General features: G+C 61.3%; 8 protein-coding genes. 7 read left to right on the forward strand and 1 reads right to left on the reverse strand.

What is annotated here, in order from left to right; all coding sequences use genetic code 11:
• Positions 1-7 precede the first annotated feature (7 nt).
• Positions 8-2335 (reverse strand): type VI secretion system Vgr family protein, encoded by a 2328-nt coding sequence (locus NKH19_RS03250; protein WP_352981782.1) that lies wholly within the window; start codon positions 2333-2335, stop codon positions 8-10.
• 250 nt (positions 2336-2585) lie between these two features.
• Between NKH19_RS03250 and tagH the strand changes: the two genes are divergently transcribed.
• From tagH to NKH19_RS03285, 7 genes are all read left to right on the forward strand, one after another.
• Positions 2586-3638, forward strand: a complete 1053-nt coding sequence (gene tagH / locus NKH19_RS03255; RefSeq protein ID WP_352981783.1) for a type VI secretion system-associated FHA domain protein TagH — start codon at positions 2586-2588, stop codon at positions 3636-3638.
• A gap of 301 nt (positions 3639-3939) precedes the next feature.
• Entirely contained in the window at positions 3940-5448 is a 1509-nt protein-coding gene (gene tssL / locus NKH19_RS03260) for a type VI secretion system protein TssL, long form (RefSeq protein WP_352981784.1), read from the forward strand.
• 22 nt (positions 5449-5470) lie between these two features.
• Positions 5471-9034, forward strand: a complete 3564-nt coding sequence (tssM, locus tag NKH19_RS03265) for a type VI secretion system membrane subunit TssM (RefSeq protein WP_352981785.1) — start codon at positions 5471-5473, stop codon at positions 9032-9034.
• A gap of 158 nt (positions 9035-9192) precedes the next feature.
• The gene (locus NKH19_RS03270; protein ID WP_352981786.1) at positions 9193-9972 is read left to right on the forward strand and encodes a PP2C family protein-serine/threonine phosphatase; all 780 of its coding nucleotides are present in this window, start codon (positions 9193-9195) and stop codon (positions 9970-9972) included.
• Complete coding sequence (locus tag NKH19_RS03275; RefSeq protein ID WP_352981787.1) at positions 9972-12446, forward strand: serine/threonine-protein kinase; 2475 nt, start codon at positions 9972-9974, stop codon at positions 12444-12446. Before NKH19_RS03270 ends, NKH19_RS03275 begins: the two co-directional genes overlap by 1 nt.
• Before the next feature lie 12 nt (positions 12447-12458).
• Complete coding sequence (locus NKH19_RS03280) at positions 12459-12962, forward strand: DUF1036 domain-containing protein (protein WP_502910872.1); 504 nt, start codon at positions 12459-12461, stop codon at positions 12960-12962.
• The gene (locus tag NKH19_RS03285) at positions 12959-15328 is read left to right on the forward strand and encodes a M23 family metallopeptidase (RefSeq protein WP_352981789.1); all 2370 of its coding nucleotides are present in this window, start codon (positions 12959-12961) and stop codon (positions 15326-15328) included. The genes NKH19_RS03280 and NKH19_RS03285 overlap by 4 nt, the downstream gene beginning before the upstream one ends.
• Positions 15329-15483: the final 155 nt, after the last annotated feature.

Raw genomic sequence — 15483 nt, forward strand, 5'->3', positions numbered from 1 at the left:
CTACACCTCAATTCTCGCTGATCTTCGAGCCCTTCATCGTGATGTCGCTGGAAGCCTTGATGCTGATCTTGCCCGACGCCTTAACGGAAATATCCTTGCCCTCGATGCCGATTGTGCCGTCTTTCTTCATCATGATCTTGGCCGAGCCGCATTGGATCAGGATTTCGTCGCCTGCGTCTATCACCAGCTTCTTGCCTACTTTGATCGAGCTATCCTGGCTAATGCTGATCCCACTATCCTTTGCGACGCTGAGCGAATGAGCACCGCCGACACTTGTGGCATCGTCGTCCGCGATGCTGGCGCTGCGCCCGGCGCCGACGCTGAAAGTCTGGCTGCTGCCGGTGGTGACGCTCTGATCGGCGGCGATGTTGACGGTTTGACCCGCACCGATTGTCCAGCTGTCGGCCGCGCCGATGCTGTGAGACTGCGCGGCGCCTACAGTAACGGAGCGCGAGGCGCCAATGGTGTTTGTCTGTACCGCACCCACGCTTCGGGTTTCGGATGCCCCGACGCTGTCGACCCGGGCCGCGCCAACGCTTACTGTCTGGACGATCGCGACAGTCTGTGTGTGATTGGCGCCAATCGTTTCGGTGGAGTTCGAACCGATACTGATCGTCTCGTTCGATCCGACCGTCAGCGAACGATCGACCCCCACCGTCTCGGTGTCGTTGTTGCCGATATTCGTGGTCTGGTCGACGCCAACCTTGACCGTCTTGTTGTTGCCGACGTCCTCGTCGAGGTTGTGGCCGACGGAATGCTTGGCATCGTGGTCGATGCGGTCGGACTGGTCGTGCTGCACCAGCTTGGTGCGGTCGTGCTTGATCAGAAGGTTGTGGTCCTTCTGCGCCTGGAAGTTGACCAGTTCGGAGCCGGCCTTGTCTTCGAACATCAGCTCGTTGTAGCCGCCACCACCGAGCGAGGAGTTCGACTTCCAGCCAGACTGGGTGGCGCTGCCCGGCAGGCCGTAGGGTGGCATCTGCGAGGCATTGTAGACCCGGCCGGTGATGATCGGCAAGTCCGGGTCGCCTTCGATGAAGTCGACGATAACCTCCTGGCCAATGCGCGGTATCTGGATGAAGCCCCAGCCGCTGCCGGCCCAGGTCTGTGAGACCCGCACGAAACAGGAACTGTTCTCGTCCTTCTTGCCCAGACGGTCCCAGTGGAACTGCACCTTCACCCGTGCGTATTTGTCGGTGAATATTTCCTGGCCTGACGGGCCGACCACCGTTGCCGTCTGCGGCCCGCGCATGATCGGCCGTGGCGTGATGCGCGGCGGACGATAGGGCAAGGCGGTCGGCGCCACCCCGAGGATCACCTTGAAGTTCTCGCTGTCGACATCCGTATGGCTTCTGTATCCCGGATCGAACAGCCTGTATTCGGCGCTGACCACCAGATACTCCTGGTTCTGATCCTCGCGCGGAAAGCCATCCAGCTTGAAGGTGCAGCCGGAAAACAGGCCGCGCACGGTTCCGACCGCGGCAATGCGCTGGTGGACGGCCTGGATTTCCTCGCGGCGGATCGCAGCCAGGCTGTCGCCCCGTCCCACTTCGAGATGCGCGCCGGGCTGGCGATAATTCTCGCCGGCGGCCAGCTTGTGACTGAACGGCTGCGCCGACTTGGCCATCAGGTCGGCGCCCGGCTTCTTGAAATCGTAATCGGTGTGGGCATAGGCGCCTGGGCGCACAGAACTGCCCGGTATCCATTCGGTGATGTATTCGACATCGCGCCGGGAGCCCTGCCCCTCAAAGTGATAGGGCACTTTCTCGTAGCCCGGCGCCGGCTTCAGCTTGCTCATCGCATCGGCCAGGACAAGCGTATGTTTGCCCTCGTCATGCTCGAAGAAATACAGGATGCCTTCGTGCTCCAGCAGTCTCTGTACAAAATCCAGATCGGTCTCGTCGTATTGCACGCAGTATTCGCGCTGGGGATAGGATCCCTGCAGACGCAGATCGAATTCCGCCGTGCTGTATTTCTTGAAGACGTCCTTGACGATGTCGATGACGCTCTTGTTCTGGAAAATACGGCAATCGGTGGTATTGCCGAGAAACCAGAGCCACGGCCTGATGACCGCCTCGTAGTAGGCCAGCCGGTCTTCGATGCGGGTCAGGCGAAACTCTGAGACGAAGCCGCTGAACCACCGTTTCGGATCGGATTCACCTTCTACCGAAATCACACCCCCCAGCATCTTCAGGGGATCGATATCGGGGCTGGGGCTGACGAATCCGACCGTATAGGCCAAACAACGGCTGATCTCATCGCGCCCGACAAGATGCGTGAAGGTCAACAGCTCGGCGCCAACCGGTGTCTGAACAACCGTGGCACGTTCGTTCGGCATGGGTCGTGCCCCTCCTGGACGCGGCCGCCGGTACGGTGGATTTGAAGTTCCCGCCATCCGCTCAGGAACTTTTTGGACCCGCCGCACCAGGCTATGTCGAGCCTACCACATGTTGTCCTGCTGACCAAAGCGGTCGCACAGTGGCTGAACCTTGCCCTGTCGATGCGCCGGCTCGAAACGCTGCTGTCCTGTTGTGCCCGCAAACTGCTAGAATGGTGGAGTATCGATCAGCGCGCGACGGCGATCCTAGATGTACATCAGTCTCCAAATCAACAATATCGACGCCTTGCCCGCTGATTACCCGACCGGCTACGCGGCGCGTGATCGCGGCTTCGAAATCGGACGCGATGCTTGTGACTGGACCTTGCCGGACCCCGACAAGTTCATCTCGGGCCGGCACTGCGAAGTTCGATACGAGGCAGGCGCGTTCTGGCTGCACGATGTTTCGCGCAACGGAACCTACATCAACGGATCGAGCCAGCGCATGACCGGCCCGCATCGGCTGAGCCATGGCGACCGGGTGCTGATCGGCCGTTATGTCATCTTCGTAGCGATCGACGACGAGCGCGCCACGACCGGTCATCCTCAAGTCCGCCACGGTTCGACACAACGAGAAATGCCGGCCGCGACAGGCCGGCCGCTTGAATTCGCCGCCGAGCCGTTCTTCACTCCGGCGGAGCAACGGTCCGGGCAGCGGGTTCCGGCGTTCTCATCGCAATCGCCTCTCCCCTCGACAAGAGACGAAGTGCTGCGGGAAATCGCGATCGCGGCCGGCATCTCGCCGGAATTGCTTCAATCGCGCGACCCACATGAAGTTGCCGCCGAAATCGGCGCGGTCCTACGGACGGTGGTCGAGGAACTGACCTTGCTGCTGAAAGCACGCGCGGCCGCGAAAATGCTGGCCAAGAGCACACAGCGAACGATGATCAGCGCTGCCGACAACAATCCCCTGAAGTTCGTCCCGGGAACCGACGACATCCTCGAAATCATGTTCGCACGGCGCAGAGCCGGCTACCTCGATGCCAGGCACAGTATCGAAGATGCTTTCCGCGATCTCAAGACGCACGAATTCGCGACCTATGCCGCCATGCAAGCCGCGCTGTCGCGATTGCTTGACGACCTGTCTCCCGAAGCGATCGGCAAAAAGCTCCCACCGACGTCGTTCTCGTCGAAGAAAAGCCAGGCCTGGGACGCTTTTGTCGCGACCTGGCGCACCATGGAGGAAGCACACGAGAACGGCATGCTGGACATATTCCTGGCCTATTTCAGCGAGGCCTATGCCAAAGCCGACAAGCAAAAATAGACCGTTTCAAGGGAGCCGTGGCGCCGTAGCCGGCGAAGAAAATCTCTTACGCGCTCGGCATAGGTTCCAATCGACGGGTTCTGAGATTACGATCGCATACGACAATTCGCTAAGCGGGTAAGGCTGATCGACCTGGGGGTCTGCGGCAAATGTCATCTTACGGCGGGATAGTAAGTTGTAGCCGACCTTCCTCCGGACACTGCCCTGGCCCGCAGGGCTTGCATTTGCTTTACCTGTCCGCGAACCGCTTTGCGCCCGTTTTGCGCAGACGCGGGCGCCGCGCGTGGACGGACGATCTGCAATGAGTTCGAAGGACGATCCTTTCGGCCCGGCGGGCAAGACCGTCATTCGCGCCCCTCCACGGCGTGAGCGAAAACCGGCGCCTATCCCTCAGGAGCCCGTCGCGGATGGCGGGCAGGCCTCGCAGATCAAGGATTCGACCGTGTTCGATCCCGGCGTCGGCCGGCATACACCGCCGGGCTGGACGTCCGGGACCGTGATTTATCAAGGAGCTCCTTCCGTTGCGGCAGGAGGCGCTTCGGCAGCGGCGGCGACTTCAGCCCTGCGGCAGGAAACCCTGCTCAATGTCACGGACAGGGTCAGATATTCCGCGGCGAACCCGATTCTTGCGGCAGCCGCACCGTTGCTGATGCTGTTCGGCCAACTCAGGCTTATTCCCGTCGAGAGACAAGCGGAGCCGTTGGCGGAACATGTCACCGAGGCGATTGATAGATTCGACAGGACACTGGAGAAATCAGGTGTCGCCGAAGAGGATGCGCGGATTGCAAAATTTGTCCTCTGCGAAACCGCGGACGATCTGATCGGCAACTTGCCTTGGCCAAAAAAAGACGCTTGGGCGCAGCACAGCATGCTGTCGCGGTTCTTTCACGTCGAACCCAGCGGCACCGGCTTTTTCGAAGCGCTGAACAAGATACTGGCCAACCCGGAGGCGCACCATGATCTGCTCGAACTGATGCATGCCTGCCTGTCGCTGGGGTTCGAGGGCCAGTACCGGGGCATGAGGCGCGAAGACAACAATCTCGAGCGCGTTCGACGCGACGTCTACGAGACGCTTCGCTACTTCAGGGCGCGTGCCGGCAAAGACATCTCGCCGCACTGGCAGGGCTTGGCGACGACCATGACGCAGTCGTCGACCCGCCTGCCGCTGTGGGTCGTGGGGGCAGCGGCGTCGGCGCTGCTGACTGCCGCATTCTTCGCACTGCGCGTCTTCATCACCAATGAAGGCGACGCCGCCGCCGGTGAACTACTGGCGCTCAACCCATCGACACCGATCTCCATCGAGCGCGCCAGCGTGGCGCCATTGGCGGAGCCGGCGAAAGTCATCCCACCCGCCGCCACAACCACGCAGATCGATCGCATCCGTTCGGCACTGGCCAAGGAGGTCGAAGGCGGCGGTCTGACCATCGGCACGAAGGGCGACTTCATCGTGGTGGAAATCAACAATCTCCTGCTGTTCCAGTCCGGCAAGGCCGAGGCGAAGCCAGAGTTCCAGCCCATTGCTGCTGATATCGCCGCGGCCCTGGAACCCGAGCCCGGACCGATCAGGATCATCGGCCATACGGATAATGTGAAGCCGCGAAAATCGAGCCCGTTCAAATCCAACTTCGACCTCTCCGTCGCCAGGGCGAAGGCTGTCGAAACAATGATGGCGCCGAAGTTCAGCGATCCTTCGCGACTGACGGTCGACGGCAAGGGCGAGGACGAGCCAATCGCCGACAATGCCACGCCGGAAGGCCGCGCCAAGAACCGCCGTGTCGATGTGATGATCGCCAAGGAGGAAACATTGTGAACACGGCCAGTTGGAAGCGGCCATGACGCGTTGGCTGCCGCGGATCTTCAGCATGATCGCGCTGGCCGGCCTCGCGGCGGCGGTGTGGTTTGCCGGACCCTTGATCCGCTTCGCCGATGCCCGTCCTCTCGGACCTGCCTGGCTGCGTGCGACTATCGTTGGTGTGATCGTGGCAGCGCTCGCGCTTTTCCACGGCCTGCGTTTCTGGAAAGCGAGAAAAGCGCAAAAAGAGCTCGAAACCGTGGTCGCACACAACGACGACCGCAATGACGACTCGCGGGTGCTCGAAGCCCGCATGAACGAAGCGATCGCTGCGCTCAAACGGTCGAGCGGCAAGCGCAACTTCCTCTATGAGATCCCCTGGTACATCGTCATCGGCCCGCCCGGCGCGGGCAAGACTACGGCACTGGTCAATTCGGGTCTGAATTTTCCGCTGGCCGGTTCGGGTAATGCCCAGCCAGTTGCTGGCGTTGGCGGAACACGCGCCTGCGACTGGTGGTTTACCGACCAGGCCGTGCTGATCGATACCGCGGGACGCTACACGACCCAGGATTCCAATGCCGAGAGCGACAAGAAGAGCTGGCTCGCCTTCTTGTCGCTGCTCAAGAGATACCGCACACGGCAACCGATAAACGGCGTTATCCTGGCCATCAGCCTTGCCGATCTCATCAGCTCCGACGATCAGCAGCTTGACGCTCACGTCGTCGAGATACGCAGTCGCCTGCGGGAAATCCACGAGACGCTGAAAATCCAGTTTCCGGTGTATCTGCTGTTCACCAAGGCCGACCTGGTTTCCGGGTTCATGGATTACTTCGGCGGCTTCGACGAGCCCCGCCGGCGCAAGGTATGGGGCGCGACGTTCCAGACCACGGATCGCAACAAGAACATGGCCGCCGAGGCGCCGGCCGAATTCGAGGCACTGGCAAGACGCCTGGTAGAGGAGATGCCTGACCGTCTTCAGGAAGAGGCTGATCCGGTCGCGCGCATATCCGTCTTTGGCTTTCCGGCACAATTTGGTGCGCTGAAAGGCCGAGTTTCGAATTTTATCGCCAGCCTGTTCGATCCGACCCGCAGCCAGGTGAATGTCAGCCTGCGTGGACTCTATTTTTCTTCAGGCACGCAAGAGGGAACGCCAATCGATCAGGTGTTGGGCGCGATCGGCCGCAGCTTCGGCGGCAATGCCCGCGCCCACCTTTCCGGAACCGGCAAAAGCTTCTTTTTGCATGATCTGCTGACGGGCGTCATTTTTGCCGAATCCGGATGGGTTTCGTACGATAAATCGGCAGTAAGACGTGCGGCGATCGCCAGATTCGGGGCGCTTTGCGCCATCGCGTTGATCGCGGCGGCGGCCCTCGGCACCCTGGCCCTGAGCTTCACAGCCAACAGGTCGTTGATCGCCTCCACCACGCAGGCCACGAGCCAGTATCGCACGACGGCGGACGCGCTGCTCAAAAGTACCGAGGTGACCGATGTCGACCTCGAAAACGCCATCGGCCCGCTCGACCAGTTGCGCAATCTGCCGGCTGGATTCGAAACTGGTGACCTGCCGACACCGATCGAGGAGACGTTCGGCCTCAGCCAGCGGGACAGACTTCTTTCGGCATCCAAGACGGCTTACCGGCAAGCGCTGGAACGAATGCTCCGATCACGCCTGCTGATCCAGGCCGAGCGGACTATCCAGGCCAAGATGGCTGATCCCGCCGCGCTCTACGAGCCGTTGAAAATCTATTTGATGCTTGGCGGCAAGGCGCCGAAGGTCGACGACGCGTTGGTCGTTTCCTGGATGAAGCAGGATTGGGAGCAGAACCGGTATCCAGGTGAAAACAACCGCGAAGGACGCGAGCAGCTCGAAAAGCACCTGCGCGCCATGCTTGCGTTGGACGATGCCTACGATCCGGTTTTCGAACTCAACCGGCCGCTCGTCGAAGCCGCTCAACGGTCGCTCGGGCGCATGAGCCTTGCCGACCGTGCCTCCGCTTTGGTCAAATCAGCGGTATACGCGGCAGCGTTGGATGATTTTTCTGTTTCCCTGAAAAGCGGCCCGGAAGCGCAGTTGCTGTTCGAGCGAGTCGATGGCGGCGATCTGTCGGGCCTTCGTGTTCCCGGCATCTATACCTACGCCGGCTTCAATAATTTCTATCTCGTGCAACTCTCCCGCATTGCCCAGACGCTCGTCGACGACCAGTGGGTCCTCGGTGGTGGGGGCGAGCAAGGCGGCATCGATCAGGAGTTGCCCAAGCTCGGCCCCGAACTTCTCGATCGCTATGGGAAGGAGTTCGCAACGGCGTGGAACGGTGTTCTCGACGGGTTGAAGTTCAAAGCGATGCTGAAGGACAAGCCGCACTATATCGCGCTTTCCGCCGTCGCCTCGCCAACCTCGCCGATCGAACAGCTGTTTACCGCGATCGCCGACGAAACGGCCCTGACGCGGGACGCTGCTTCCAGCAAGGATTCAGGCACCGGGCTTGAAGACGGCGCGGTTCAAAGCCAGTCACAGGACGCCGCGAACATGGCCAGAGGCCTGGCTCGCATCGGCATTCAAATCGCCACCGGAAAATCGCAAAGCCGTGCCAGCACAGGATCCGCAGCAGCGCAAAACCAGAACCCGGGAGCCAACATCGAAGCGCAGTTCAGATCGTTCCAGGTCTTGGTGGGCGGACCTGCCGGGCACCGCCCGATCGATGCATTGACCCAGAATTTCCGCGATATCTACCAGAGCCTGCAACTGGCGACCGACGTTCCCTCCCAGACTGAACGCGTCAACGCAAATCTGCAGCTTCAGATCGCCACCCTTCGCGCCAATGTCTCGCGTTTGCCCAAACAACTCGGCCGGATGGTCAACGCGACGGCGGACGAGTTTGAAGGCAACGTCGCTGAGACCTCGGTGGCGAATTTGAACCAGATGCTCGACCAGACGGTCACACAGCCCTGCGAGGCGGCGGTCAACGGCCGTTATCCTTTCGCCGGCAATGGTAGCGAGGACATCGCGATGGCGGATTTCGCGAAATTGTTCGCCCCTGGCGGGCTGATGGACCGGTTCTTCGCGCAAAATCTCGCATCGCTGATCGACATGACCGGTCAGGACTGGAACTGGAAACAGGATGCGCGCTTCGGGCGCGACCTGTCGAAATCGACGCTGAAAAACTTCCAGCTGGCGGCCGAAATCCGCGGAGCCTTTTTTCCCCAGGGCGGTTCGGTGCCCTCGGTGAGCGTGACCTTCACGCCGTTCTCACTGCATGGCGATGCCGATGCGGCGGTGCTCGATGTCGACGGCCAGACCGTCCAGAGCAATCAGGCGGGCAACGCGCCAAGCACGGTGGCCTGGCCGAGCGGCACGGCCTCCGGGTCCGCCAGCCTCAATCTGACGCCGGAAATGCCAGGCCGCGAATCCACCATCAAGTTCGAAGGGCCGTGGGCGCTGAAGCGGCTGCTGGACAAGGCGACCATCACTGGCAACGACAATAATGTTGAAGCGCGGTTCGTGATCGGCGGGCGCGACGTCACCTATACGATCCAGACCGGTTCCGGCCCCAACCCCTTCTTCCTTCCCGCACTTTCCGGATTCAGCTGTCCGAAGGCGTTTTGAGATGGGCTTCGAGCCTTTCAGAGCGGTGAGACCCTGCATGTGCCTCGAGCGCTAGACCTTAATTTCGGTACTCTAATGTTCGAGCCTGTGGCAAAGTGGCTTGAGCGGGCGCCTGGCGGTGTGCCGTAGAGGGCGCTTGAGAAGCGCTTGGTGGCAAATTGAACGATGTCGCCCTTCCCGTTGAAAGCTTCGGCGTGAGCCACAAAGGCTGTGTCCGCGAGCACAATGAGGACAGCTATCTGCTCGAGCCACGAACCGGCCTCTGGGTGGTGGCCGACGGAATGGGCGGGCATGAGGCCGGAGAGGTCGCCTCGGCCAGCATTGTCGACCATCTGGCGACGATCGGCATCGCAAGCTCCGCGCCGGATTTGCGGGCGCGTTTCGAGGACAGGCTGAGCCGGGCCAATGCCGAGATCCGCGGCATATCGGAATCTCGCGGCATAACCATCGGTTCCACCGTAGCCGCCCTGTTGGCGATGGACGGACGGTTTGCCTGCCTGTGGGCGGGCGATAGCCGCGTTTATCTGATCCGCAACGCCTCGATCTCGCAGATTTCGAAAGACCACACCGAAGTCCAGGAACTCCTCGATCGAGGCATGATCACCGCAGCCGAGGCGCTCACCTGGCCACGCCGCAATGTCATCACGCATGCGGTCGGCGTCAGCGACGAATTCGTCATCGATTTCCAGCAAGGCGAACTGATGCCGGGGGATATTTTTGTGTTGAGCACCGACGGGCTGACAGCGCACGTCACCGACGCGGAGATCGAGGCCGCTGTAGTATCGGCGACACCTCAGGCGGCGTGCGAAAATCTGCTGGAAACGGTGCTGACGCGGGGCGGAACGGACAATGTCACCATTGTGCTGGTGAAGATCGGCAACGAGCGCAACGGACAATCGCTCCACCCTGATCTGTCCAGAGCGGAGGGCCAAGGCTAATGAGCGCCGACGACAAGACGCGAATATCGCCGCAGGTGGCCAACACCGCCGTAGGCACGCAGCTCAGCGGCATCTATGAACTTGACGAGCGGATCGCATTCGGCGGCATGGGCGAGGTCTACCGTGGCCACAACATCCAGACCGGAGACCACGTCGCGATCAAGATCGTTCTGCCCGAGTTTGCCCGTGACCAGACGATCCTGTCCTTGTTCCGCAAGGAGGCCTCGATCCTCAACCACCTGTCGCATGATGCGGTCGTGCGATACCACGTCTTCACGATCGATCCGGGGATCGGCCGTCCCTACCTTGCCATGGAATTCGTCGACGGCGAGTCGCTGTTCGACATCATGCGGCGTGGGCCGATGCCGACGGAAGAGGTGTGCAAGCTCTGCCATCGCCTCGCATCCGGCCTGAGCGCCGTACATCAGGCGGGAGCAATCCATCGCGATCTCTCGCCGGACAACATCATCCTGCCAGGGGGCCGGGTCGACCGCGCAAAGATCATCGATTTCGGCATTGCGCGATCAGCGACCGTAGGCGGGGAGACGCTGATCGGCGGAAAGTTCGCAGGAAAGTACAACTACGTTTCGCCCGAACAGCTCGGCCTGTACAGCGGCGACGTCAGTGAACAGTCCGACATCTACAGCCTTGGGCTGGTGCTGGCCGCCGCTCTGCGCGGCAAACCGATCGACATGAGCGGATCGCAGTTCGAGATCATCGAAAAGCGCCGGGTCGTGCCTGATCTCTCCGACATCGACGACGATTTTCGTGGCATTGTTGAATCCATGCTGCAACCGGATCCGCGAGACCGGCCAGTCAGCATGGCGGACATCGCCAGAATGACACGTGGCGAAGACGAAGGAACGATGCCGCCGACGTCCAGGATACCCCGGGACCGGCCGGCTTTGCCGCCAGCCGGGCAAACCCTTGCTCCTGATCCCCAGGGCCAGCCCCAGCCGTCCAATGTCGCGGGACACAAGGCGCCGACGGCAACAGGCCCGGGCGAGCAGCGCTTCGTCCCGCATGTCCGGCCCGCGCATTTGTCCGACCCGCGGCCCTCGCCGGTCGCCGGTCCTCCACGCGCGGTCACGGCGGATGTTCCCGGAAAATCCACGAGGACCCGAACCATCGCGATCGCTGCCTTGGCGACGCTGGCTGTCGCCTCAAGCGCGGGCCTGTATCTGAGCGGCTTCATGACGCCTGCTACGCCAACTGTCGGCAAGACATCGCTTTCCGCGCCCGAACCAACAAAGCCTGTACCGGAAACGTCGAAGCCAGCTCCCACGGACAAAGTCGCGAACGCCCCTGAGCCTGCAAAGGCAGTTCCGCCCGCGCAGCCGGAGGCCAGCGTACCGCCGGCTGAAGATCAGCCAGACGCCGCGGCGGCTCAAAAGCCGCAACCGGCCAAGCCCGCCGAAGTCCCTTCGAAGACCGAGGAACCCGCGAAGCCGCCGGCAATGGAAGCGCAATCGCAAACAGAGGCGAATCCGCCGCCGGCTGGAAGCCAGGCAGATGCCAAGGCTGTGCAAACGCCGGAGCTGGCGAAGTCCACTGTCCCCGCGCAAACTAAGGAACCTCCGAAGTCATCGGCAACGGACGCCCAGCAGCCGTTCGAAAAGACACCGCCGGCCCAGCCAGCGGTTGTGGAGAGCCCAAAGCCCGAACCACGGATCAGCCAGCCGGCAGTGCCCAAGATGACCGCGCCGACGCCCAAATCCACTGCAAGCCAGACGGATGCCGCGAACGCAGAGAACCAAAAGGCGATGTCGCCGGAAACCAAACAGCCGAACCCTGTCGTCGCATTGAATGTGCCCAAACCAGCGATCCCCCCGGTCGTCGACGACATCGCGCAACGAGTCTCCTGGGTTCGCGACTTCAGCGGTGGCGACTGTTTCTACGCGACCATGACGTCGGCAACCGACAACGCCGCCGCGATCGAAGGATTTGGAACGGCGGTCCAGCCGTTCGAACAGATGCTGGGCGATTTCCAGGCAAAATTCCATGTCGAGCCGGACATCAGCGTCCGCCTCATTGAGCCGAGCCAATGCGAGGTCACCAATTTTCTGCGCTTTCTGGGGCAGACCGCGGCCGACAAGCCGCGGCTTGTTCTCGACCGGACGTCGGTGCCGAACGGTACGCCGATCAGCGGCACGCTGGTGACGCGTGGCGGCCTCATTTCCAGCGTGCTGCTGATTGATCACAAAGGCATGGCGTTCAGTCTAGACGACCGCATCGTCGCACAATCGGACAAGGCTACCTTCAGCATCCCGATTGGTCTCGGCGCCGCCGACAAGGCCGCGGGAAAGGTCGTGCCGCAGATCATAATGGTGATCACGGGGCCGCAGGATATTCAGGCGGCTGCGTTCTCCACGCCGACGCCAGCCTCGGTGCTGCTGCCCAAAATTCTCGAGGAAATCGAGACCAACGGATCTCAGTTCTCAGCCACTGCCAAGTATTTCCGACTCGGCGGATAGCATGGGCGCCCGATGGAACTTCGCTCGTGTTTGCCCCACTCGTCCGCCGACCTGCCCATAGAGCAGCGTAGTCCGGTTCGAGCCCTGCTTGCGCTCGCGGGCCGCATGAAGCTTGCGGTCATCTCGGGCGCCGCGCTGCTGGCCGTGCTGTCATCTAGCGAAGCGCGCGCCGAATTCACGGTCTGCAATCAGACTCTCGACGTCGTCAATCTCGCGGTCGGCCAGAAGATCGACAATGCGGACCAGACCGACGGCTGGTGGACTATCGGCGCAAATCAATGCGTGAATGTCATCCGGGAGGAACTGACGAACCGCTACATCTACATCTATGCAACGGACGTCTTCGGCCACGCGATCCTGACAGGGTCGACCGAGATGTGCATCGAACGGCGACGTTTCTCCATCCGCGGCATCGACGAATGCTGGCAGCGCGGCCATATCGCCGCGCAATTCCTCGAAGTCGACACGCTTGAGCAGGTGCGGTGGACGTTCTTCCTGACCGGAAGCAACCCGTGACGCACAGTATCGACACGAGCTTCAGGCAGAAGAAGCAGGCCCGCCTTGCCCTTCGAAGACGCAAGTTCTGGCGCCGGCTGCTTGCCGGTCTTGCCGCGATTGTCCTGCTGTTGATCGCCTTGGGCTTCTACTTGACCGCGGACTATTGGTCTTTCGGCGACGAAGACGAAGAACTGCACGCGGTCGAAGGGGTGGACGACGTGCCGGCCGATGCCTCGGTCTATGTGCCTGCCATCATAGACCTTGCCGGGGACCCGATGTGGATTACCCTTGCCCCCGATGCCGACACCACGTCGAAAGGCCATTCGATCGCGAGGCCGGCGGATCTCGATCAGGCCGGGGTTTCTCCGCGGATCGAAATCCTGTCGGATGTGATGCTCAGCGCCAGCGAAAAATTCATGACGACGATACCGTCGACGCAGGAGGACTTCGCATTCTTCCAGGCACAACGGCAGACCGCCTCGCCACCGTCCGACGATCCGCAGGACGATCTTCAGCCACCGGCGGGGGACCTGCAGAACGATCTTCAGCCCTCGCCTGCTCCTAACGAGACCCCGTCTGTCCCGGGACAGCAGATGGACACCGACGATCCCGAAGCAGGCTGGGGTGAAACAATTGATGCAGGCGAGGCAGCCCTTCCCGCATTCCAGAAAACACAGATCGAAAACAACACGAGTGTCGCAACCGTCGCGAATGAATACCAGCGGTTCGAGGCAACAGAAGACACGTTCGTGAAAATCCTCAACGACCGCAGTTTGGATAGTGTCGCGCTCGATGCCCATTTTTCGGCCGACGACGCCAAGCTGGCGGGGGAAGCGATGAAGGCGCTTTTCAACCGGGAAGGCCTGGAACCGGGTTATGTCGTCGCCATGCGCGGTTTCAGGCCGACGCGCGAGACGACATCGATGTCGCTCATGCAGGTGTCGATCTACGCCAAGAACGTCTTTGTCGGCACGCTGACGCGCAATGCAGCGGGCGTTTTCGTATCGGGTGTCGATCCTTGGGTCCGGGAAGATCTGTTCAACTATTCGGGCGCGCCGGAGGAAGGCACGCACAAGCGGCAGTATCGCCTCCTCGACGCAATCTATTCGACGGCGGCACGCAACAAGGTTCCGACCGGCGTAATCGGCGAAGCGATCATGTACCTGTCGAGAGGACAGGATCTGGACGCCTTCGCCAGCGAGGACCAGCGCCTCGTCCTGATCTATTCGCAAACGCCGCGCGGCAAAAGCGAGACCGACGGACGCGTGCTGTATGTCGGTGTGCAGGGTACTGAAAAGAGCCTCGAATGCTTTGTCTTCCAGCAGAGTGACGGTCAGTTTGCATGCGTTACCGGCGATGATCAGGTTCGCTCGCTGACGGTCACCAATGGCATGGTCACGCCGGTCAACGGGGTCATGACATCCACCTTCGGCCCACGCAAGCACCCAATTCTGGGCGTGGTTCGCATCCACAAGGGCGTCGATTGGGCGGCCCCCGTCGGCACGCCGATCGCAGCCGCCTTCGACGGCGAGATCACCTTCCAGGGCGACGGCGGCGGTTACGGCAATTTGGTGAAGATTGCGCATGCCAACGGGCGCGAGACGCGGTACGCGCATATGCAGAAATTCGCAATCGCAAGCGGTGTCGGCACGAAGGTGAAGGCCGGTGACATCATTGGCTATATCGGCACCACCGGCCTGTCGACCGGGCCGCATCTGCATTTCGAACTCTATCTGAACGGCGAGGCGATCGATCCGCTGGGCACGGTGACGGCCGTCGCGGTCGCAACGAACGATACCGCCGTCGAAACGCTGACCGACCGTATCGTTCATGTCGAAAGCGGTGGCAGCGCCCGCGCCAAGAACCCAAATTCTTCAGCAACCGGCGCCGGCCAATTCATAACAAAGACCTGGATCCGGATGATGAACACCTACCGCCCTGAACTTGCACGAACGCTGTCGACGGCCGACCTGCTCGCTCTGCGCTACGACGCCACGATCTCGCGCGAGATGGTGCGAAATCTGGCGCGGGAAGGCGAAGCCTATCTTCGGGCACGCGGCCATCAGATCACAGCCGGCCGGCTCTATCTCTGCCATTTCCTGGGAATGGAAGGCGCGCATCAGGTGCTGTCGGCGTCGGGTGCGGCGCAACTGAGTGCCGTGCTCGGGTCCGCCGTCATTCAAGCCAACCCCTTTCTTACGGGCAAGACCGCCGGCTATGTCGTCGATTGGGCCGAAAGGAAAATGGGCCAAAAAATTGCTCGGGTCACGACTGACGCCAGTCCTCGGACAACGATAACGGAAATCCGCCAGACATCGCCTGAGTTCGAAAAATACAAGCAGGCCGTCACAGCCCTCATAAGCTCAATTCAGAATACGATCTGAGCCGCGCCGTCGCGGCACGGGCCTCTCAGACTATTGGTGCTCCCGTTGCCAAGTGTTAATATAGGCAACTTTTTTGGGCTTTGTGAACCAAAACGGTGGCCGGGGTCACATATGCCCAAGAGCCATTTTTGGCATAAGCGACCTTGTCGCTGACG

Origin of the sequence: Mesorhizobium sp. M1338, assembly GCF_040318045.1 — a bacterium.
Lineage (GTDB): Bacteria > Pseudomonadota > Alphaproteobacteria > Rhizobiales > Rhizobiaceae > Mesorhizobium.